Origin of the sequence: Citrobacter sp. wls826 (assembly GCF_005281245.1) — a bacterium.
Taxonomy (GTDB): domain Bacteria; phylum Pseudomonadota; class Gammaproteobacteria; order Enterobacterales; family Enterobacteriaceae; genus Citrobacter; species Citrobacter braakii.
Genome location: NZ_SZWS01000019.1, coordinates 8,613 through 28,440, shown reverse-complemented (window position 1 = coordinate 28,440; position 19,828 = coordinate 8,613). Strand labels below are relative to the sequence as shown.

The 19,828-nt window shown below is 51.1% G+C and carries 21 protein-coding genes; 10 read left to right on the top strand and 11 right to left on the bottom strand.

Annotated features, from left to right (window positions below; genetic code table 11):
* Window positions 1–3,712: Ig-like domain-containing protein (locus FDW87_RS21750; protein WP_252363001.1), on the bottom strand; the 3,712-nt coding region annotated here is incomplete at its 3' end.
* A gap of 581 nt (window positions 3,713–4,293) precedes the next feature.
* The gene (smpB, locus tag FDW87_RS04380) at window positions 4,294–4,776 is read right to left on the bottom strand and encodes an SsrA-binding protein SmpB (RefSeq protein WP_003031211.1); all 483 of its coding nucleotides are present in this window, start codon (window positions 4,774–4,776) and stop codon (window positions 4,294–4,296) included.
* Window positions 4,777–4,930: 154 nt separating this feature from the next.
* On the opposite strand from smpB, the gene ratA reads away from it, so the two are divergent.
* Window positions 4,931–5,374: a type II toxin-antitoxin system toxin RatA gene (gene ratA, locus FDW87_RS04375; protein ID WP_003031213.1), complete on the top strand. Its 444-nt coding sequence runs from the start codon at window positions 4,931–4,933 to the stop codon at window positions 5,372–5,374.
* Window positions 5,358–5,654, top strand: a complete 297-nt coding sequence (locus FDW87_RS04370; RefSeq protein WP_003839823.1) for an RnfH family protein — start codon at window positions 5,358–5,360, stop codon at window positions 5,652–5,654. The genes ratA and FDW87_RS04370 overlap by 17 nt, the downstream gene beginning before the upstream one ends.
* A 50-nt stretch (window positions 5,655–5,704) precedes the next feature.
* Here the strand turns inward: FDW87_RS04370 and bamE are convergent, their stop codons facing one another.
* From bamE to nadK, 3 genes are all read right to left on the bottom strand, one after another.
* Window positions 5,705–6,049 carry an outer membrane protein assembly factor BamE gene (bamE, locus tag FDW87_RS04365; RefSeq protein WP_003826401.1) on the bottom strand — a complete coding sequence of 115 codons (345 nt, stop codon included), beginning with the start codon at window positions 6,047–6,049 and terminating at the stop codon, window positions 5,705–5,707.
* A gap of 149 nt (window positions 6,050–6,198) precedes the next feature.
* Window positions 6,199–7,860, bottom strand: coding sequence for a DNA repair protein RecN (gene recN, locus FDW87_RS04360; RefSeq protein ID WP_016157188.1), 1,662 nt, complete (start codon window positions 7,858–7,860; stop codon window positions 6,199–6,201).
* A gap of 85 nt (window positions 7,861–7,945) precedes the next feature.
* The gene (gene nadK / locus FDW87_RS04355; protein WP_016154073.1) at window positions 7,946–8,824 is read right to left on the bottom strand and encodes an NAD(+) kinase; all 879 of its coding nucleotides are present in this window, start codon (window positions 8,822–8,824) and stop codon (window positions 7,946–7,948) included.
* Window positions 8,825–8,946: 122 nt separating this feature from the next.
* On the opposite strand from nadK, the gene grpE reads away from it, so the two are divergent.
* The gene (grpE, locus tag FDW87_RS04350; protein ID WP_003031221.1) at window positions 8,947–9,540 is read left to right on the top strand and encodes a nucleotide exchange factor GrpE; all 594 of its coding nucleotides are present in this window, start codon (window positions 8,947–8,949) and stop codon (window positions 9,538–9,540) included.
* Window positions 9,541–9,590: 50 nt separating this feature from the next.
* Here grpE and FDW87_RS04345 read toward each other — a convergent pair whose 3' ends face one another.
* Both FDW87_RS04345 and FDW87_RS04340 read right to left on the bottom strand, forming a co-directional pair.
* Window positions 9,591–10,880: an HlyC/CorC family transporter gene (locus FDW87_RS04345; protein WP_008324538.1), complete on the bottom strand. Its 1,290-nt coding sequence runs from the start codon at window positions 10,878–10,880 to the stop codon at window positions 9,591–9,593.
* 18 nt (window positions 10,881–10,898) lie between these two features.
* The gene (locus FDW87_RS04340; protein ID WP_003031224.1) at window positions 10,899–11,690 is read right to left on the bottom strand and encodes an inner membrane protein YpjD; all 792 of its coding nucleotides are present in this window, start codon (window positions 11,688–11,690) and stop codon (window positions 10,899–10,901) included.
* Between the two features lie 165 nt (window positions 11,691–11,855).
* Between FDW87_RS04340 and ffh the strand changes: the two genes are divergently transcribed.
* From ffh to rplS, 5 genes are all read left to right on the top strand, one after another.
* A complete protein-coding gene (ffh, locus tag FDW87_RS04330) occupies window positions 11,856–13,217 on the top strand; it encodes a signal recognition particle protein (RefSeq protein ID WP_003031226.1) in 1,362 nt (453 codons plus the stop codon).
* A gap of 253 nt (window positions 13,218–13,470) precedes the next feature.
* The gene (gene rpsP / locus FDW87_RS04325) at window positions 13,471–13,719 is read left to right on the top strand and encodes a 30S ribosomal protein S16 (RefSeq protein WP_003031228.1); all 249 of its coding nucleotides are present in this window, start codon (window positions 13,471–13,473) and stop codon (window positions 13,717–13,719) included.
* Window positions 13,720–13,737: 18 nt separating this feature from the next.
* Entirely contained in the window at window positions 13,738–14,286 is a 549-nt protein-coding gene (rimM, locus tag FDW87_RS04320) for a ribosome maturation factor RimM (RefSeq protein ID WP_003031230.1), read from the top strand.
* A gap of 44 nt (window positions 14,287–14,330) precedes the next feature.
* Complete coding sequence (gene trmD, locus FDW87_RS04315) at window positions 14,331–15,098, top strand: tRNA (guanosine(37)-N1)-methyltransferase TrmD (RefSeq protein ID WP_016157187.1); 768 nt, start codon at window positions 14,331–14,333, stop codon at window positions 15,096–15,098.
* 41 nt (window positions 15,099–15,139) lie between these two features.
* Complete coding sequence (gene rplS, locus FDW87_RS04310; RefSeq protein ID WP_002914145.1) at window positions 15,140–15,487, top strand: 50S ribosomal protein L19; 348 nt, start codon at window positions 15,140–15,142, stop codon at window positions 15,485–15,487.
* A gap of 127 nt (window positions 15,488–15,614) precedes the next feature.
* Here rplS and FDW87_RS04305 read toward each other — a convergent pair whose 3' ends face one another.
* From FDW87_RS04305 to FDW87_RS04290, 4 genes are all read right to left on the bottom strand, one after another.
* On the bottom strand, window positions 15,615–16,097 hold the full coding sequence (locus FDW87_RS04305) for an OmpA family protein (RefSeq protein ID WP_016154071.1): 483 nt from the start codon (window positions 16,095–16,097) through the stop codon (window positions 15,615–15,617).
* A gap of 10 nt (window positions 16,098–16,107) precedes the next feature.
* Complete coding sequence (gene dgcN / locus FDW87_RS04300) at window positions 16,108–17,334, bottom strand: diguanylate cyclase DgcN (protein WP_016157186.1); 1,227 nt, start codon at window positions 17,332–17,334, stop codon at window positions 16,108–16,110.
* On the bottom strand, window positions 17,327–17,845 hold the full coding sequence (locus tag FDW87_RS04295; RefSeq protein ID WP_016157185.1) for a YfiR family protein: 519 nt from the start codon (window positions 17,843–17,845) through the stop codon (window positions 17,327–17,329). The genes dgcN and FDW87_RS04295 overlap by 8 nt, the downstream gene beginning before the upstream one ends.
* A 158-nt stretch (window positions 17,846–18,003) precedes the next feature.
* Window positions 18,004–18,378: a DUF2799 domain-containing protein gene (locus FDW87_RS04290; protein WP_103284123.1), complete on the bottom strand. Its 375-nt coding sequence runs from the start codon at window positions 18,376–18,378 to the stop codon at window positions 18,004–18,006.
* A 215-nt stretch (window positions 18,379–18,593) separates the two neighbouring features.
* Here FDW87_RS04290 and aroF point away from each other — a divergent pair, with 215 nt between their 5' ends.
* Both aroF and FDW87_RS21745 read left to right on the top strand, forming a co-directional pair.
* Complete coding sequence (aroF, locus tag FDW87_RS04285) at window positions 18,594–19,664, top strand: 3-deoxy-7-phosphoheptulonate synthase AroF (protein WP_016154067.1); 1,071 nt, start codon at window positions 18,594–18,596, stop codon at window positions 19,662–19,664.
* Between the two features lie 10 nt (window positions 19,665–19,674).
* The coding region (locus tag FDW87_RS21745; protein WP_252363005.1) for a chorismate mutase at window positions 19,675–19,828 on the top strand (154 nt) is incomplete at its 3' end.

The window sequence follows — 19,828 nt, the reverse complement described above, 5'->3', positions numbered from 1 at the left end:
CCGTGGCGGTAAATTTATGCGGCCCGTCGGCGAGTGAGGTTGGGGTAAATGTCCAGGTGCCGTCTGGCTGTACGGTGACGGTGCCAATAGAACCGCCATTATCATAAATCGTAATCTTCGCGCCGGGCTCGCCGGTTCCGGAGAGTTCGGGATTCGAGCTTTTGGTACTGCTGCCGTTACTCAGCGTTTGTAGATTTGTCCCAATAAGACCTTCTGCAGAGCTGATAACCGGGGCAACTGGTGGGGTGGTATCAATCGTCAGCGTAAAGTTCCCTGCATTGCTGGCGTTGCCTGCAGCGTCCGTGGCGATAGCGGATAAATTGTGTGCGCCTTCACTGAGTGGTTGGCTGAGTTGAATACTCCAGGTGCCGGCGGGTAAAACCGTTGTGCTGCCAATTGGCGTGGAACCCTCATAGAGGGTGATTGTAGAACCAGCTATTCCGGTTCCTTTCAGCTCTGGCAAGGTATCGTTTGAACGGCTTCCGGAAGGCAGATCGATCGGCGCATTTCCAACGTCGTCGGTGGCAGCCAAAATGACAGGATCGCCTGGCGGTTGAGTATCTACGGTAACGCTGACCACTGTGGGTGAGGTGATGACATTACCGGCGGCATCGGTTGCCGATACCGTAAACTGATGAGTGCGATCGCTGAGCACCTGATTTCCCGGAACGGTATAGCTCCAGGTGCCTGAACTGTCGACAAGAATAACCGTCATCAACAGACTGCCATCGTACAGGCTCACCAGTGAACCTGGTTCACCGGTACCCGAGAGGGTTGGCGTGTTATCGTTGGTGACCCAACCGTTATTTGCAACGTTGCCCGTAATGCTGCCAACATCATCGTTAATCAACGTTATTACTGGAACGGTTGGGGCGATGCTATCGACAATAATTTTCCAACTGGCGGCGCTGCTGGTGTTGTTGGCAGCGTCTGTTGCCGTCACCGTAAATACGTGCGCGCCCTGGCTTAGTGCTGCGGTGGGCGTATAGTTCCAGTTACCGTTGTTATCAGCGTTAACGGTCGCAAGCAGGGTGCCATTATCATAAATTTTGACCCGCGAACCTGCTTCGGCGATGCCTTCAATTTTCGGTTTATCGTCGTTGGTTAACCCATTGTTATTGATGGGGCCAGTGAAATCGTCAACATCATCAGTAACGGCAATAATAACTGGCTGGTTTGGTGCAGTGATATCCGGAGCCAACGCGGAGGTAGGCTGACTCTCGTTATTGCTGCTGTCCGTTGCTGTGACGTTTACCGTTTCGCCGTTCTTTTGCGACGGCGCTATAGACACGGTGAAATTGCCGCCGCTGTCAGCCTGGCCTATGCCAATCGGGTTACCGTTGCTGTCTTTAACGGTGACGGTGCTTCCCGCTTCAGCATGTCCGCTTACAGAACCGCCGTCTCCGGCGACGGTGACGCCGGTTGGCGCATCAGGTGCCGTGGTGTCCGGTGCGGTGACAGAGGCGTTGTCGCCCTTGTTACCTGCGGTGTCGGTCGCATTTGCCGTAAGGGTCTCGCCGTTGGTTTGCGGCGGAACCAGCGTTGCGGTGAAATCCCCATCCGTATCGGCAGTTGCCGTACCAATGATATTGCCATCTGGATCCAGAATATTGACCGTACTGTTGGGTTCGGCCTTGCCGGTGACCTGGTCGCCAGTGCCATTAACTAGCAGGTTTGTTGGGGGCTGTGGCGCGGTAATGTCTGGTGCAAGCGCCGTTTCTGGCAGGCTTGGGTTTCCTGCCGGATCGGTTGCGATGGCTTCAATGGTTTCGCCATTGGTCTGTGGTGGGTTAATGGTGATGGTAAATGAGCCGTCCGTTCCGGCGACGCCGCTGCCGATCTGAGTTCCGCCACTGCCGGTGATAACCACGGTATTGCCCGGCTCGGCCGTCCCGGTAACAACAGTGCCATCGGCAGATACGTTCAGATCGTCCGGCGCTGACGGTGGTTGTGTGTCGATGCTGATATTGAACGCTGGTGACATGCCTCCTGTACCTGACTGGTTTGTCGCGGTGGCGGTGAAGGCGTGTAGCTCATCTGATAACGGGGAGCTGGAAGTCCATGTCCAGTTACCGTTACCGTCAGCCAGTACGCTGTCGATAATTGTGCCGTTGTCGTAAATAGTCACCGTGCTGTTGGCGTCGGCAGTGCCAGAGAGCGTGGGGGTATTATCGTTGGTGGCCTGATTATTGCTCAATGGTCCGGTTGAGGGGGCGAAATCATCCATTATGCTGACGATAACAGGCACGCCCGGGTAGCCAGAGTTGGTGGCATTGAAAGAGGTATCTGGCCCGATGTTGCCTGCCTGGTCCTGAATTTTCGCGATCAGCGCTTCACCGTGCGTCTGTGAGGGCGAAATCGCGATGACTAAATTGCCGGTTTGACCGACCGTTGTTGAACCCAAAACCTGATTATTACTGCCGATGATAATGACCAGGCTTCCCGCCTCAGCGCGACCAGTTACCTCGTTACCTTCTGGATTAACGGAGGAAATGACTGCGGCTGCAGGCGGGGTGGTATCAACCGTGAATGTCGGTACGCGCGTTTCCGCGCTCACGTTACCTGCGGCGTCAGTTTGCGTCAGCGTCAGATTGTGAATACCATCGCTGAGCGGAATGTCCGGTGTAAATGTCCAGTTCCCATTGTCATCCACCCGGACCATGCCGATCAGAATGCCGTTATCAGAAATGCTGATGAAACTACCTACTTCGCCTGTACCAGTGAGCGTCGGCGTAGCATCGTCGGTTACGCCGTTATTGGCGATAAAGCCGGTAATGGAACCGACATTGTCGGTTTCCTGAGTGACCACGGGGGCGTCGGGGGCAAGCGAATCGACAATAATTTCCCAACTGTCCGACATGCCACTGCTGCCCGTACCGTCTGAAGCGCTGACGGTAAACTGGTGCGTGCCGTCTGCCAGAGGAGAGGATGGCGTAAACGACCAGTTGCCGTTGGCATCGATTGTGACCTGGCCTATTTCGACGCCGTTATCAAAAATATGTAATGTGGCATTCGCGGGGCCGGTGCCCTGGAGTGTCGGCGTATTATCGTTGGTGGATTCTTGCTGATTGACAGGGCCAGTAATCAGCTCCTGGTTATCGATTATGCTGGTGATAACGGGGACGTCTGGCCTGTTAGGGGTTGTCGTTGGCGGTGTGCCGCCATCACCGTCACCGTCACCGTCGCCATTACCGTTACCTTCGCCGTTGCCACCGTTGCCATTGCCGCCGCTACCATTGCCGTTCCCGGCATTACCGTTTCCAGCGTTATTATCACTCCCACCGCCGCCGCCGCCACCACCACCACCCGCAGCGAGGCCAATCCCGCCAGCGACAGCGATCCCGCCAAGAACCCACGGCCAGACGGCGCCGCCTTCATGACTGCCTTCGGCCGTCATCAGCGGTGTGAGATCGTCCAGGTGCTGGAAATGGAATGCTCCGTCAGTATCCTGAACCCACCACAGTGCGCCATTACTGTCCTCCAGAACAAGTTGGTTTTGCGCTTCGCCTTTTCCGAGGTAGAAATTTTTAATGGTGATGGTTTCACCTGAGCGGAGTGTGACAACCAGATCCTGATTAACGCGCGTGAGTTGACTCACCTCCTCACGCGACACAGACAGTTTCACGATAGAAGGTGAACTGAGCGTAACTTCAGAGGCTTCAACATTTGTGGAAACGCCAGTTAATTTTGATACAACGGCGAGTAGACGCATATGTTCACTCCTGATGGCATGCCGGGAGTATTAATCCGCAACAGCGCGCTGGGAAAATGAGCAGACAGGGGCTCCGTTCATCATAAAGATGAATTTACACATGTAATTTCATTGATTAGGTCACATAGATGTTAGTTTATTGATTAAATACGTCTGGGCCCTTTCGGCTGAATAGTTCTTTCGTATTAGATGATATAGTCAGAAAGAAAGTATTCTGCAACTTATCCATATTAAAAAAGTAATTAGTCATTTGAAAAGGATACTTTCCAGTTTGCTTTTAACGGTTGTTTTCATGGCAACTAATTGTATTTAAATGATTTTGTTTTTATTGAAATGAATGTCAATATAATAAACAATAGTAATAATAGTGTTATTAAATAAATGGAAATATGAATGCTATGGTCTTGAACTTTTATATTATTGGACTATAGACCGCAACGGTAATGGCAGGGGGTTTATTTCATATCTGAACGATTCAGCATAAATAAACTATAAACTCGGTGAATGTATTGTGTGGGTTTCGATAACTAAAAAATAAGAACCAGTCTCAGGAGGAGAGACTGGTCACAGGGGAGTAGCATTTAGCGGCCAGCATTTTTCATGATACGCGCTTTATCTAACTGCCATTCGCGTTCTTTCACATCAGAGCGCTTGTCGTGCTGTTTCTTACCTTTCGCAACGCCAATTTTCACTTTGCACCAGGCATTCTTCCAGTACAACGAAAGCGCAACGACGGTATAACCATCACGATTCATACGACCATACAGGGAGTCGAGTTCACGCTGGTTTAACAACAGTTTACGGGTCCGAGTGGGGTCGCATACCACGTGTGTTGAGGCCACAGCCATTGGCGTGAAGTTGGCGCCAAACAGGAACGCTTCGCCGTCTTTGAGTATGACATAGCTGTCGCCGATGTTGGCTTTACCCGCGCGCAGGGATTTGACTTCCCAACCTTGCAGGGCGAGTCCTGCTTCGAACTCTTCTTCAATAAAGTATTCGTGTCGTGCGCGCTTGTTTAGCGCGATTGTGGCTGAGCCAGGTTTGTGTGCTTTTTTCTTCGTCATAATGCCGCTCAGTATAGGTAATCTGGAATCGAAAAACACCCCATTTCATCCAGCGGGGCGCAAGGCGCTATCTTAGCACGAGTTAGGCTATAGCGTTTTTTTTAGCGGGTGATAAATGGTATTATTTGTGTGATTGATATTGATGGGAATTGTTATGCCTCAGATTAGCCGGACCGCTTTAGTACCCTACAGTGCGGAACAGATGTATCAGCTAGTGAATGACGTTAAGTCCTATCCTCAGTTTTTGCCGGGTTGCACCGGTAGCCGCGTACTGGAGTCGACTCCGGGACAAATGACGGCCGCTGTGGATGTCTCGAAAGCAGGGATCAGTAAAACGTTCACCACGCGCAATCAACTGACCAGTAATCAGAGCATTCTGATGCATCTGGTCGATGGGCCGTTCAAGAAGCTGATTGGCGGCTGGAAGTTTACGCCACTGAGTCATGAAGCGTGTCGTATTGAATTTCACCTCGATTTTGAGTTCACCAATAAGTTAATCGAGCTGGCGTTTGGCCGTATCTTTAAAGAACTGGCTTCAAATATGGTGCAGGCCTTCACGGTTCGCGCGAAAGAGGTTTACAGTGTCAGCGTCGGCTAAAATTGTCGTTGAAGTGGCGTACGCGCTACCCGAGAAACAGTATTTACAGCGCGTAACGCTGCAGCAGGGCGCAACGGTGGAAGAGGCTATCCGCGCTTCCGGGCTGCTGGAATTACGTACCGATATCGATCTCAGTAAAAATAAAGTGGGTATCTACAGCCGTCCGGTAAAGCTTGCTGATGTTCTGCATGACGGCGATCGGGTGGAAATTTACCGGCCACTGATTGCTGACCCAAAAGAGCTGCGCAGACAGCGAGCAGAGAAATCCGCTAAAAAGTAACAGACAATAAAAAAGGTGCTCATTGAGCACCTTTTTTTGATCTCTTAAACCTACTTGTTATCGGTCAAAGCGGGTTTGTTATCAATGTTGGTCAATACGCCGCTGCTGTTAAAGGTCAGCGTCAGCGTTTGCTGGGTTACGCCTTCATGTCCAGGTTGCTGACGGAACACATAAAACCAGGTGTTAGTGCCAAAAGGATCGGACATCATTGGTGTACCCAGAGCATAAGCAACCTGCTGTTGCGTCATACCCGTGCGCACTTTAGCGACATCGGTAGGTGTCAGATAATTTCCCTGGTTGATGTCAGGGCGGTAAACCACTCGCTCCAGAGTGGAACAGCCTGCAGTCAACATCAGTAGTACTGCTGCAGCAGCAGTCAGCGTTTTACAGCGCATAGTGATTTGATTCCTTTTCGGGCCCGAGCAGTACGCGGCTCATATGTAATATGCCGATGATAATAGACCTTTCACCACTTTAAAACCTTTTGCTGTCGGGTCGGTCGGCGATTTTATGTTGAACTCAGACCTTCACAAGGTAAAAAAGTTTATGCCGCCAGCAGTTCTTTTGCATTTGCGAGGGTATTGCGCGTCACTTCGCTACCGCCAAGTAGACGGGCTAATTCCTGCAGGCGAGCGCGTTTATCAAGCGGCTGCATGTGTGTTTCCGTCATCGCGCCATCTGTTTCTTTGCTGACATAGAAATGTTGATGACCACAGCCCGCAACCTGCGGCAGGTGAGTAACACACATTACCTGCGTTGACTCGCCCAACTGTCGCAACATTTTACCCACTACCGCAGCCGTCGGGCCGCTGATACCAACATCCACCTCATCGAAAATTAGCGCAGGCGTTTCCATCTTACGTGCTGTAATGACCTGAATAGCCAGCGCAATACGTGACAGTTCCCCGCCGGAAGCGACTTTCGCAATTGGCTGTAACGGCTGACCTGGGTTAGTGGTCACTTTAAACTCCACGCGATCGGCACCGTCTGCGCTCAGATGATGTTCCTCAAATTTCACATCAATGCAAAAGACACCGTGTGGCATCGAGAGAGCATGCATGCTCTCTGTAATAAGTTGTCCCAGTTCCTGCGCATAATGCTGACGCTGTTGGTGCAGCATTTTTGCCGTTTCCAGCGCCTGCTGGTGGTGATTGTTCACCGCCAGGGTTAAGGTTTCGAGCGAGTCGGCCTGATCGTCCAGTTGCTGTTGTTCATCCAGCAAAGACTGATAGAACTGTGGCAGCACTTCAGGGGCAACATGATGCTTACGCGCCAACGAGATTTGCCTGGAGATACGCTGTTCGAGTTCGAACAAGCGGTTAGGGTCTAAATCCAGACGATCGCAATAGTGGCGCAGCTCGTCGCTGGCTTCGCTGAGCTGGATGGTGGCCTCTTCCAGCATATCCAGAATACCTGAAAGTTTGCCGTCCATGCCTGCCAGTTCAGTGACCAGGTGTTTTGCGGTGTACAGTTGGCTTTGCAGATTGATGTCTTCACCATCAGCCAGGATAGCCAGCGCCTGTTGGCTGGTGGTGAGCAATTGCCCACTGTTAGCCAGGCGCTTGTACTCTTCATCGATTTGCTCAAACTCACCCGGCTGCGGATTGAATTCGTTCAGTTCCTTTAACTGGTATTGCAACAATTCCGCCCGGGCTGCGCGTTCCAGGCTTTGTTGCTGATGATGCGCCAGGTCACGGCAACTTTGGTGCCATAGTTGGTAGCGCGCAGCCATTTCCTGGGTCAGAGACGCTTCATTGGCGTAACCATCAAGCAGGGATTTTTGGTGTTCTGATTTTGTCAGGAGCTGATGCGCATGCTGGCCATGGATTTGAATAAGTAACTGGCCCAGCTCGCGCAACTGCGATAACGGAACGGCGGTTCCGTTAATAAACCCACGGGAGCGGCCATCGCTGCTGATAACGCGACGCAGCAAACACTCACGGCCTTCCTCAAGCTGGTTCTCTTCCAGCCAGCGCAGGGCTGCGGGGGTATCTTTTAAGGCAAAACGGGCGCAGAGGTCGGCTCGCATGGCGCCTGCACGCACCATGTCTGCGTCTGCGCGTCCGCCCAGACACAAACCGAGAGCATCAATGGCAATGGACTTACCCGCACCGGTCTCACCGGTGATAACGGTCATTCCGTTCTGGAAATCGATCTCAAGTTCACGAACGATAGCAAAATTGCTGATGGTCAGTTGTGCCAACATAGCTGTTTTCCTGTATGAAAAACCATAACTGTGATTTCATACAGTATAAACTGGTTTTTTATACAGTAAAGAAGTTCGCGTTAAATTAGAATAATTTTTTTGACCAACCAAGCTTAGTGCTTAATGTGTTGAAATAGCTGTAATCTTTTGGATGTATCAGGTTCAGATGATAATCACAGCGGCGAATCAATACGTCTTCACCTTCCTGTATAGGCAGGGCGATTTGGCTGTCACAGCTGATCTCCAGATCGTTACGGCGATGGGAAAAGCGCAGGCGAATGGTGCTGCTACTGTTGATCACCAGCGGTCGCGCGGAAAGCGTATGCGGAAACATGGGTACCAGCGTAATGGCATCCAGAGAAGGCGTCAGAATTGGGCCTCCGGCAGAGAGCGAGTAGGCGGTAGAGCCGGTCGGCGTCGAGATAATCAGCCCATCTGAACGTTGGGAGAAGGCAAAAATTTCATCGATATAGACTTCAAATTCAATCATGTGCGCCACTTTCCCGGGGTGCAGCACAACTTCATTGATGGCAGTGCTAATGCGCTTCTGGCAATCCTGTTGACACACCTGAGCTTCGAGTAAAAAGCGCTTTTCGCTGATGTAGTGGCCTTCCAGCACGTCAGCTAACTGTTGCTGGGCATTGTCTGGGTCAAGGTCGGTCAAAAAACCGAGGTTGCCGCGGTTAATGCCAATAACCTTGATGTCATAACGTGCCAGGGTGCGTGCGGCGCCCAGCATATTGCCGTCGCCGCCGACTACCACGGCGAGGTCTGCCTGTTGGCCAATTTCTGCGAGCGTGCCGGTTTTCACATTTTTCAGCTGCAGTTCGTGGGCGATTTGTTGCTCAACGATAACCTCATAACCTTTGGTGCACAGCCAACGGTAGAGCATTTCATGTGTGGTCAGTGCAGTGGGGTGACGTGGATGCCCCACAATGCCAATACACTTGAAATGTTTGTTCATTTTCTCGAGGTCCTTGTAACGAAGATTAGTGACAATGTGAGTACTTCCCTTGAATCCCTGAATCTGATCCCCATAATAAGCCAAGTTAGCGAGATGAATGCGAAAAAAACGCGGAGAAATTCATGAGTAGTAAAGAACAGAAAACGCCTGAGGGGCAAGCCCCGGAAGAAATTATCATGGATCAGCACGAAGAAGTTGAGGCGGTTGAATCAGACGCTTCTGCTGAGCAGGTGGATCCGCGCGATGAAAAAATTGCGAATCTGGAAGCTCAGCTTGCTGAGGCCGAAACTCGCGAGCGCGACAGCGTGTTGCGTATCAAAGCGGAAATGGAAAACCTGCGTCGTCGTACCGAACTGGACGTAGAAAAAGCGCATAAGTTTGCGCTGGAAAAATTCGTCAACGAACTGCTGCCGGTGCTGGATAGCCTGGACCGCGCGCTGGAAGTGGCGGACAAAGATAATGACGCTATGGCGGCGATGGTTGAAGGTATTGAGCTGACCCGTAAGTCAATGCTGGATGTCGTGGCGAAGTTTGGTGTACAGGTGGTTGCGGATATCGATGTGCCGATGGACCCGAACGTGCACCAGGCAATTGCAATGGTAGAGTCCGACGACGTTGCTGCCGGTAATGTGCTGATGGTAATGCAAAAAGGCTATACCCTGAACGGACGTACCATCCGCGCCGCGATGGTCTCTGTGGCGAAAGCCAAAGGCTAATCAGCCTTCAGGCCGGGTAATGCTCACGCGCTACCCGGCCTGAATTACTCTCACTGGTCCGACACGCTTTCCCGTAGCGGTTTGACCGGCAATACCTGCACCTGTTTAATCATATTGTCCTGCACGTCGAGAATATCGATATCGTACTGTCCAATGCGCACACGCGTGCCGGCAACCGGGATCTCTTCCAGCGCTTCAAGAATAATACCATTCACGGTACGTGCGTCATCTTCCGGCAGGTGCCAGTTAAACGCCTTATTGATTTCACGAACGTTGGCGCTGCCGTCAATGATCACCGAGCCATCATTCTGCGGCGTTACCTCTTCGGCAAGCGTGGGTGACATTGAAGTGGTGAAGTCGCCGACAATCTCTTCCAGAATATCTTCGACCGTGACCAGCCCCTGAATATCGCCATATTCATTAACAACCAGACCCACTTTCTTCTTGTTTCGCTGAAACTTAATGAGCTGGGTGCTGAGAGGTGTACCTTCCGGGACGTAATAAATTTCGTCGGCGGCACGTAACATGGTCTCTTTGGTGAACTCTTTTTTCTCTGCCATCAATCGCCAGGCTTCACGTACGCGCAGCATACTGATGGCGTCGTCCAGCGAGTCGCGGTACAGCACAATACGGCCGTGTGGAGAGTGCGAAAGCTGACGCACGATTGACTTCCAGTCATCGTTAATATCAATGCCGATGATTTCGTTACGCGGGATCATGATGTCATCGACGCTGACTTTTTCCAGATCCAGCACTGACAGAAGCATATCCTGGTTACGGCGTGAAATTTGCGAGCGCGATTCATTCACCAGCGTTCGCAGTTCATCTTTACTCAGCGAACCGCTCACCACGATATCCGTTTTGATGCCCATCATGCGCATAAGTAGCCGCGTGATGGTATTGAGTAGCCACACCAACGGCATCATCAGAATCTGCAGTGGAGCCAGCAGTACACTGCTCGGATAGGCGACTTTTTCTGGATACAGCGCTGCAATAGTTTTGGGCAGTACTTCGGCAAAAACCAGCACGACAAACGTCAGTACCCCAGTGGCAATGGCGACACCCGCATCGCCATACAGGCGCATACCGACAATGGTGCCGAGCGCGGAGGCCAGAATATTCACCAGATTATTACCGATGAGCACCAGGCTTATCAGGCGGTCCGGCTTACGAAGTAGCTTTTCAACGCGTTTTGCCTGACGATTTCCCTGCTTGGCCCGATGACGTAGACGATAGCGATTCAGGGTCATCATTCCGGTTTCAGAACCGGAAAAATAGGCGGAAATGACCACCATGATGAGAAGCGTGACAATGAGCGTGGTGGTGGAGATGTGTTCCACGTAGGGTTCCTTAAAGATTTAACTCACGAACTGCTGCAGGATACGACTGCCGAAATAGGCCAGCGTTAGAATGCCTGCGCCTGCGACGTTAAACCATACGACGCGACGTCCGCGCCAGCCTTCATGGTAATGCCCCCACAACAGAACGATATAGACAAACCATGCCACGATAGAGAGAACGGCTTTATCAATGTTCTCGGTACTGAACAGGTTATGCATGTAAAACAGGCCTGTGCACAGGGTGAGCGTCAGCAGAACCACGCCAATTTGGGTGATATGAAACATTTTCCGCTCAATACTCATTAGCGGCGGCATCTCATTGCTGAAGGCCAGTTTTTTGTTTTTCAACTGGTAGTCGATCCATGCCAGTTGCAGCGCATACAGTGCAGCGATAATCAGCGTGGCGTAAGCGAATAGCGATAGCCCGATGTGAATCATCATGCCCGGCGTAGCTTCGAGATGGGTGATGAACTCGTTCGGCATAAACGTGGCGAAGGCCAGGTTGATTAGCGCAAAGGCGTAGACAATGGGCAGCAATAGCCAGCCACGATTGCGGGAAGCGACGATAGTCATTACCGTACAGATCATCAGGCTAACCAGTGAGCCGACGTTCAACAGACTCAGGTTTTGTCCGCTTTCACCGCCGGGCAGAATTCGCGCTTCCAGGGCGATAGCATGACTTACCAGCGCGACGACCGCAGAGAGAATAGCCATACGCCGCCAGCCGCTGTTTTTTTGCAGCAGAGCGGGAATAATCAGCGCGAGGCTGACTGAGTAGGCGACAAGGGCGAGCAGAGCAAAAACGGGCATATAGGTGTCGACAGTTGGCCAGTGATAAAGAAAAGCAGTATAGCGTTACGTGACCGCTGCTCCAACCGTTGCATAACAACAAAGGCGGCTTCATGTTATACTGCGACAAATTTCTGTTGATGTGTCGCTGTCGCGACCGACCGTTTCCACCCCAGGCGAGAGACAATGTTTGATAATTTAACCGATCGTTTGTCGCGCACGCTGCGCAATATCAGTGGCCGTGGACGCCTTACTGAAGACAACGTTAAAGAGACGCTGCGCGAAGTGCGCATGGCGCTGCTGGAGGCTGACGTAGCGCTGCCGGTAGTGCGTGAGTTTATCAATCGCGTAAAAGAGAAAGCGGTTGGTCATGAAGTTAACAAAAGCCTGACGCCGGGTCAGGAGTTCGTCAAGATTGTCCGTAACGAACTGGTTGCGGCAATGGGCGAAGAAAACCAGACCCTGAATCTGGCTGCACAGCCGCCAGCCGTTGTGCTGATGGCTGGTCTGCAGGGGGCGGGTAAAACGACCAGTGTCGGTAAGCTGGGGAAATTCCTGCGTGAGAAGCACAAGAAGAAAGTGCTGGTGGTCTCCGCGGACGTTTATCGCCCGGCGGCGATAAAACAGCTGGAAACGCTGGCCGAGCAGGTCGGTGTGGACTTCTTCCCGTCGGATGTCGGCCAGAAGCCGGTCGATATCGTTAACGCCGCGCTGAAAGAAGCCAAACTCAAATTCTACGACGTGCTGCTGGTGGATACCGCTGGTCGCCTGCACGTTGATGAAGCGATGATGGACGAAATCAAACAGGTCCATGCTTCTATCAAGCCGGTTGAAACGCTGTTTGTGGTCGACGCCATGACCGGTCAGGATGCCGCGAATACCGCAAAAGCCTTCAACGAAGCGCTGCCGTTAACCGGTGTCGTGCTGACCAAAGTTGATGGTGATGCTCGTGGTGGTGCGGCGCTCTCTATTCGTCATATCACCGGCAAGCCGATTAAATTCCTCGGCGTCGGCGAGAAAACCGAAGCGCTGGAGCCGTTCCACCCGGATCGTATTGCTTCGCGTATTCTCGGCATGGGTGACGTGCTGTCGCTGATCGAAGATATCGAAAGCAAGGTTGACCGCGCGCAGGCAGAGAAATTAGCCAGCAAGCTGAAAAAAGGCGACGGCTTCGATCTCAACGATTTCCTTGAGCAGCTCAACCAGATGAAAAACATGGGCGGCATGGCAAGCCTGATGGGCAAGCTGCCGGGCATGGGGCAGATCCCAGACAACGTGAAATCGCAGATGGACGATAAAGTGCTGGTGCGTATGGAAGCCATCATCAACTCGATGACGATGAAAGAACGCGCTAAGCCGGAAATCATCAAAGGTTCCCGTAAACGCCGTATTGCTGCCGGCTGCGGTATGCAGGTACAGGACGTAAACCGCCTTCTGAAACAGTTCGACGACATGCAGCGCATGATGAAGAAAATGAAGAAAGGCGGTATGGCGAAGATGATGCGTGGCATGAAGGGTATGATGCCGCCAGGCTTCCCTGGTAGATAAATATATCGGGCTACCTAATTTGCCTTTTTTACGTCGGGGTGGGCTCGAAATGCTCACGTACTGCATGTACGTTCCGCTTTCTGCGCGCACGCCGACGCCAAACTGGCTGCAATGGTAACGCCCTGGTATAAAGCCTCATCACATGTTGATTGCTTTTTTCCCAGAAATCAGTAAAATTTTCGGGCTTTTAATATGACACCCGGGCTCCGTTCCTCGATGGGGCCTGGGTGTTTTATTCACACAAGAGGATGTTATGGTTACTATTCGTTTAGCTCGTCACGGCGCTAAAAAGCGTCCGTTCTACCAGGTTGTTGTTACCGACAGCCGTAATGCACGCAACGGTCGCTTCATCGAGCGCGTTGGCTTCTTTAACCCAATCGCTAGCGAAAAAGAAGAAGGCACTCGCCTGGATCTGGATCGCATCGCTCACTGGGTTGGCCAGGGCGCGACTATTTCTGATCGCGTAGCTACGCTGATCAAAGCAGCAAACAAAGCAGCTTAATCTGTCACGGTGGTCATGATGAGCAAGCAACTCGCCGCGCAGGCTCCTGTGGAACCCATCGTTTTGGGGAAAATGGGGTCTTCTTACGGTATCCGTGGTTGGCTCAGAGTGTTTTCTTCCACTGAAGACGCCGAAAGCATTTTTGACTATCAGCCCTGGTTTATCCAGAAGGCGGGTCAGTGGCAGCAAGTACAGCTGGAAAGCTGGAAGCACCACAATCAGGATCTGATCATCAAGCTGAAAGGCGTTGACGATCGTGATTCGGCGAATCTACTGACTAATTGCGAAATTGTCGTGGATTCCTCGCAGTTGCCAGCGCTGGAAGATGGTTCCTACTACTGGAAAGACCTTATGGGCTGCCAGGTAGTGACCACTGAAGGTTACGATCTCGGTAAAGTCGTCGATATGATGGAAACCGGTTCGAATGACGTCATTGTCATTAAGGCAAACCTGAAAGATGCGTTTGGTATCAAGGAACGTCTTGTACCGTTCCTCGATGGGCAGGTTATCAAGAAAGTCGATCTCGCTACTCGTACTATCGAAGTAGATTGGGATCCTGGTTTTTAAACCACCGGATAAACGGTAAAAGTCGGCGTTATGGGGATTGGCTTGTGTTTATAGGTATCGTTAGCCTGTTTCCAGAAATGTTCCGCGCAATTACCGATTACGGGGTAACTGGCCGGGCAGTAAAAAATGGCCTGCTGAACATCCAGAGCTGGAGTCCTCGTGACTTTACTCATGACCGGCACCGTACCGTGGACGATCGTCCTTACGGCGGCGGACCGGGGATGTTAATGATGGTGCAACCTTTACGGGACGCCATTCATGCAGCAAAAGCTGCGGCTGGTGAAGGCGCAAAGGTGATTTATCTGTCACCTCAGGGACGCAAGCTTGATCAAGCGGGCGTTAGCGAACTGGCCACGAATCAAAAGCTGATTCTGGTGTGTGGTCGCTATGAAGGAATAGATGAGCGCGTGATTCAAACCGAAATTGACGAAGAATGGTCAATCGGCGATTACGTTCTCAGTGGTGGTGAGTTACCGGCAATGACGCTGATCGACTCCGTTTCTCGGTTTATTCCGGGAGTTCTGGGTCATGAAGCTTCAGCAATCGAAGATTCGTTTGCTGATGGGTTGCTGGATTGCCCGCACTATACCCGACCTGAAGTGTTAGAACAGATGGAAGTACCGGCAGTGTTACTGTCGGGGAACCACGCTGAGATACGTCGCTGGCGTTTAAAACAGTCGCTGGGCCGGACCTGGCTTAGAAGACCTGAACTTCTGGAAAACCTGGCTCTGACTGAAGAGCAAGCAAGGTTGCTGGCGGAGTTCAAAACGGAACACGCACAACAGCAGCATAAACATGATGGGCTGGTCTGAGACCCCCAAATATCAGTTTACCCAGGATAAGAGATTAAATTATGAGCAACATTATTAAGCAACTTGAACAAGAGCAGATGAAGCAGGACGTACCTTCCTTCCGTCCGGGTGATACCGTGGAAGTGAAAGTATGGGTTGTTGAAGGTTCCAAAAAACGTCTGCAGGCATTCGAGGGCGTGGTTATCGCTATTCGTAACCGCGGTCTGCACTCTGCATTCACTGTTCGTAAAATTTCCAACGGCGAAGGCGTTGAGCGTGTCTTCCAGACTCACTCTCCGGTAGTTGACAGCATTGCTGTTAAACGTCGTGGTGCTGTTCGTAAAGCTAAACTGTACTACCTGCGTGAGCGCACTGGTAAGTCTGCTCGTATCAAAGAGCGTCTTAACTAAGATTCGCGCAAGCGACATCCTGTTAGAAAAGGGCTGGCCGAAAGGCTGGCCCTTTTTTTATTCCGACCTTACTCTTTTGTTTTATTGCAATTGGATGACTGCGCGGCGCGCAGCCAGTTGAAGACTTTTACGGCGTAGCGATCACGACTGCAACCCGGCGGTTTTCAGCACGACCTTTTGACGTCTGATTACTGGCGATCGGGTATTTTTTCCCGAGTCCCTGCGTTGTCAGATTAGTGCGGGGAATGTTGGCGCCCTGTGCCCACGCATCGGCAACCACATTCGCGCGTTTGAGCGACAGCGCTTCGTTGTAGCTGTCTTCGCCGTAGTTATCGGTATGACCATCCATACGCGCATGGTTTAGCCCGGTAGCTGCCAGTTTGGATGCCATTTCCTGGATCTGCTTTTCACTTTCAGGGCGGAGCTTATAGTCGTTTTTGTCAAACAGGATGTTGTCAGACAGACCAAGAGACCAGTCTCCGGAAGCTTCGGTAAATCCGTACGATTTCATGGCTGCAATTTGCTCCGGGGTAAATTTTCCCTGAGGTGCCTGACAGCCTGCCAAAATCAGTAAAAGCAGAAGGAAAGGGGATGATAGACGTTTTAGCATGTGTAAGTCCTTATTTTTTAATAATGCGTTCAGAACGCAAATTTTTGGCCTGATACATATTTTTATCGGCAAGTTCTTGTAATTTCTCGGCAGAGGCATGTTCCCACGTCAGCGCAAAACCAATGCTGAGAGTCATGCTTGCCTGATGACCGTTATGCAGGTCAAAAGGTCGGTTAAACTCGTGTGACAGTGCCGCACATATCCGCTGAACTTCGTATTCAGAGTGAACGCTGTACAGCACCATAGCGAACTCATCGCCGCCAAGTCTGTAGGGGTGATGTCGATTACCACCAAACTCGGCCAGCCTGTTTGCAACTTCAATCAGGACCCGATCCCCCGCTGCGTGGCCCCAGGTATCATTAATAAATTTAAAATTATCACCATCAAGGAATAACAGTGCGGAGCTGCTGTGGGCGGCATGGTCATTCATCAGGGCGTTAATGCTGCTGCGAAATGCGGCGCGATTCGCCAGGCCGGTCAGCGGATCGTGTAGCGCCGTACGCAAAAGCTGGGCGTTCTTTGCCTGCAGTTTAAGTTGCCACTCCTCCATCTCGTCCAGCAGACTATTAAAATCCTGGGCAAAAAGGTGAAACTCTTCAATGCGCTCTTCTGAAACGCGCCGTGAAAAGTTACGGTTGGTACGAACATCATGTACCACCTCGGTTATATTTTGCAGGGCTTCCACGACGCCATTATGTAAATAACGAGTGAGCATTAATGCAATGCCAGAGGCCAACAGAATGCACCCGGTAAGGACGGCCAGCGACAAATAGATGAAATGGCTGATAACACTATCGCGCGCAGTCAATCGTACTTCGCCGATGACGTTGCCATTATGCAAAATAGGTTGAGTGACCGGTTGTGGGAACAGCCAGTGGCTGATAAGTCCGCTGATTTTTTCAGTTGTATCCTGCGCGTTATAGCGCCAGGTGGCGATCACCTTCTGGTTTTTATTACGAACTTCTGCAACGGAAAATTGCCCCTGCTGGCCCAGTGCTGCCAGCGTTTCAGTTGCCGCGACGCCATCAGAAAAAACTAATGCTGCTTCAAGTGTGCGGGTCATGGTTGCAGCGGTCAGATCCAGGTTCTTTTGCGCATACTGTCTCAATGCCAGCACCGAAGAAATGCTGAGCAGCAGCCAGATCAGCGTCATAGTTACCAGAACGCTGATTATGCTGATACGCCGTAATGTCCGCTTAAACGTCGGGCGTGTTATGGGAGAATGGCCCTTATCCATGCTTCTGATTCCGTGCAAGCATTAATACGTCCGGACTGACCCTTACGCCACTGCGTGAAAGGGAATCCATATTTACGGAAAATCTCACATCTTCATCTTTAATTATGAGGCAAAAGGCGCTGCCAATAACGCATTCGGGGTTCTGTTCGGCAATTAATAGCAATGCCTTAGACGGATATTTATTCTTTAATTCCACCTGATAAGTAGGGGATTCTTTTCCAAAATAAAAGCCATCACACTGCGAAACTAATATTTCTTGTTCCGTACGAATGATGACGGGAAGATAGGGTAATGCTCCGGCACTGGTATCTCCCAGGACACTGGAAAAACGCGATGAAGAGAAAATACACAGTTTGGGGGGCCCGGACAGTGCAGGCCAGCGCGTATAACTGACGATGCCGGAAACCATAGCGCGTACAGATTTTGCTTCTTCCGTAACGCTTTGGGCGTACAGCGGTAATCCGGTCAGGAGCAGTGCCAGTAGAAGTATGAGTCGGTAAGAATAGCTCATGAATAGTTACCTACCAGCGTTTGCCGTAAAACGTCGAAATACATTCAAGATTATTTAGGACAAAATAACATTATTTTACTAAGCCGTCATTATGCCAGGTGGAAAGCCATTAGTAATTTAAGTTAAATCTTAGTAATTTATAAAATATAAGCTATTGTTTAATTTAATCTTATTGAGGTAGCACCTTCGTTTGCTCCTTTTTGCCAGGCACTGCGTAACTGGTCAATATTTTCGACCGTATCACAACTTGGGGGAAAGGTTTTCCCGGTCAAACCTCTGGCGTAAACAAAATCCGGCTGGCAGATTTTACGTTGTCCCTCGGCATAACCCTTAAGATATTCCGTACGATCGACTTCGGGGTCATTGTAGTTGTCGGCAAGAGTTTCATTATCTTTAACGGCATACCCCGAAATGGCATCTTGTATTCCGGCGTCGTACCAGGCGGTTCCCGTCCATGTGGGGGCGTGGGTATAAGGATCTATCTGACATCCGCTAAGAAGTAATAGAAATAGGGTGCTGATGAGTTGCTTCATTGCCTGTACTCCCTCGTTTTTTTAAGCATAGTGGATCTCAATACCGGATGGTGTAAATTTTAATGTACGAAGTGGAGGGCGTATTCTGTCATTAAAGTGTATGTTGTAAATTAAAATTTACGGTTTGTGGATTGAAATCTTTACCTGTTGTGTTATCGTTATCTCCTCCTCGCTGAGGATCAACTATCGCAAACGAGCTAAACAGGATCACCACCATGCAAAAAGACGCGCTGAACAACGTACATATTACCGACGAACAGGTTCTGATGACTCCGGAGCAGCTGAAAGCTGAATTCCCGCTGAGCCAGGCGCAAGAAGCGCAAATCTCCCAGTCGCGTAAAACCATTTCAGATATTATCTCTGGTCGCGATCCGCGCCTGCTGGTGGTATGTGGTCCGTGTTCCATTCACGATCCTGAAATGGCTATTGAGTACGCTCGTCGGTTTAAAGCCCTTGCCGCAGAGGTCAGCGATAGCCTCTACCTGGTGATGCGCGTCTATTTTGAAAAACCCCGTACCACCGTCGGCTGGAAAGGGTTAATTAACGATCCTCATATGGATGGCTCTTTTGATGTTGAAGCCGGCCTGAAAATTGCGCGTCAGCTGCTGCTTGAACTTGTGAATATGGGACTACCGCTGGCAACTGAAGCGCTGGATCCCAATAGCCCGCAATACCTGGGCGATCTGTTTAGCTGGTCTGCAATCGGTGCGCGTACCACGGAATCGCAGACTCACCGCGAAATGGCTTCCGGTCTTTCGATGCCGGTCGGCTTTAAGAACGGTACTGACGGTAGCCTGGCGACCGCCATTAACGCGATGCGCGCGGCGGCACAGTCGCACCGCTTTGTTGGTATTAACCAGGCTGGACAGGTTGCACTGCTGCAAACTCAGGGTAACCCGGACGGTCACGTGATCCTGCGCGGTGGTAAAGCGCCGAACTACAGCCCGGCAGATGTCGCCCAGTGCGAAAAAGAGATGGAGCAGGCGGGACTACGACCTTCTCTGATGGTAGATTGCAGTCATGGTAACTCCAATAAAGATTACCGCCGCCAGCCTGCCGTGGCTGAATCCGTGATTGCACAAATCAAAGATGGCAATCGCTCGATCATTGGCTTGATGATTGAAAGTAATATTCACGAAGGCAACCAGTCTTCTGAACAGCCGCGTAGCGAAATGAAATACGGCGTGTCTGTAACTGATGCCTGCATTAGCTGGGAAATGACGGATGCGCTACTGCGTGAAATTAGCCAGGATTTAAACGGCCAGCTGTCGGCGCGTGTAGCATAAGAGGTTGGTTATGGTTGCTGAATTGACCGCATTACGCGATCAAATTGATGAAGTCGACAAGGCGCTGCTGGGTTTACTGGCACGTCGCCTGGAGCTGGTGGCCGAAGTCGGTGAAGTAAAAAGCCGCTTTGGGCTGCCTATCTACGTGCCGGAACGGGAAGCCT

Coding starts and splice junctions, on each gene's coding strand:
- smpB (WP_003031211.1), bottom strand. CDS start 4,776: ATGACGAAGAAAAAAGCACACAAACCTGGCTCAGCCACAATCGCGCTA.
- ratA (WP_003031213.1), top strand. CDS start 4,931: ATGCCTCAGATTAGCCGGACCGCTTTAGTACCCTACAGTGCGGAACAG.
- bamE (WP_003826401.1), bottom strand. CDS start 6,049: ATGCGCTGTAAAACGCTGACTGCTGCTGCAGCAGTACTACTGATGTTG.
- recN (WP_016157188.1), bottom strand. CDS start 7,860: ATGTTGGCACAACTGACCATCAGCAATTTTGCTATCGTTCGTGAACTT.
- nadK (WP_016154073.1), bottom strand. CDS start 8,824: ATGAACAAACATTTCAAGTGTATTGGCATTGTGGGGCATCCACGTCAC.
- grpE (WP_003031221.1), top strand. CDS start 8,947: ATGAGTAGTAAAGAACAGAAAACGCCTGAGGGGCAAGCCCCGGAAGAA.
- FDW87_RS04340 (WP_003031224.1), bottom strand. CDS start 11,690: ATGCCCGTTTTTGCTCTGCTCGCCCTTGTCGCCTACTCAGTCAGCCTC.
- ffh (WP_003031226.1), top strand. CDS start 11,856: ATGTTTGATAATTTAACCGATCGTTTGTCGCGCACGCTGCGCAATATC.
- rpsP (WP_003031228.1), top strand. CDS start 13,471: ATGGTTACTATTCGTTTAGCTCGTCACGGCGCTAAAAAGCGTCCGTTC.
- rimM (WP_003031230.1), top strand. CDS start 13,738: ATGAGCAAGCAACTCGCCGCGCAGGCTCCTGTGGAACCCATCGTTTTG.
- rplS (WP_002914145.1), top strand. CDS start 15,140: ATGAGCAACATTATTAAGCAACTTGAACAAGAGCAGATGAAGCAGGAC.
- FDW87_RS04305 (WP_016154071.1), bottom strand. CDS start 16,097: ATGCTAAAACGTCTATCATCCCCTTTCCTTCTGCTTTTACTGATTTTG.
- dgcN (WP_016157186.1), bottom strand. CDS start 17,334: ATGGATAAGGGCCATTCTCCCATAACACGCCCGACGTTTAAGCGGACA.
- FDW87_RS04295 (WP_016157185.1), bottom strand. CDS start 17,845: ATGAGCTATTCTTACCGACTCATACTTCTACTGGCACTGCTCCTGACC.
- FDW87_RS04290 (WP_103284123.1), bottom strand. CDS start 18,378: ATGAAGCAACTCATCAGCACCCTATTTCTATTACTTCTTAGCGGATGT.
- aroF (WP_016154067.1), top strand. CDS start 18,594: ATGCAAAAAGACGCGCTGAACAACGTACATATTACCGACGAACAGGTT.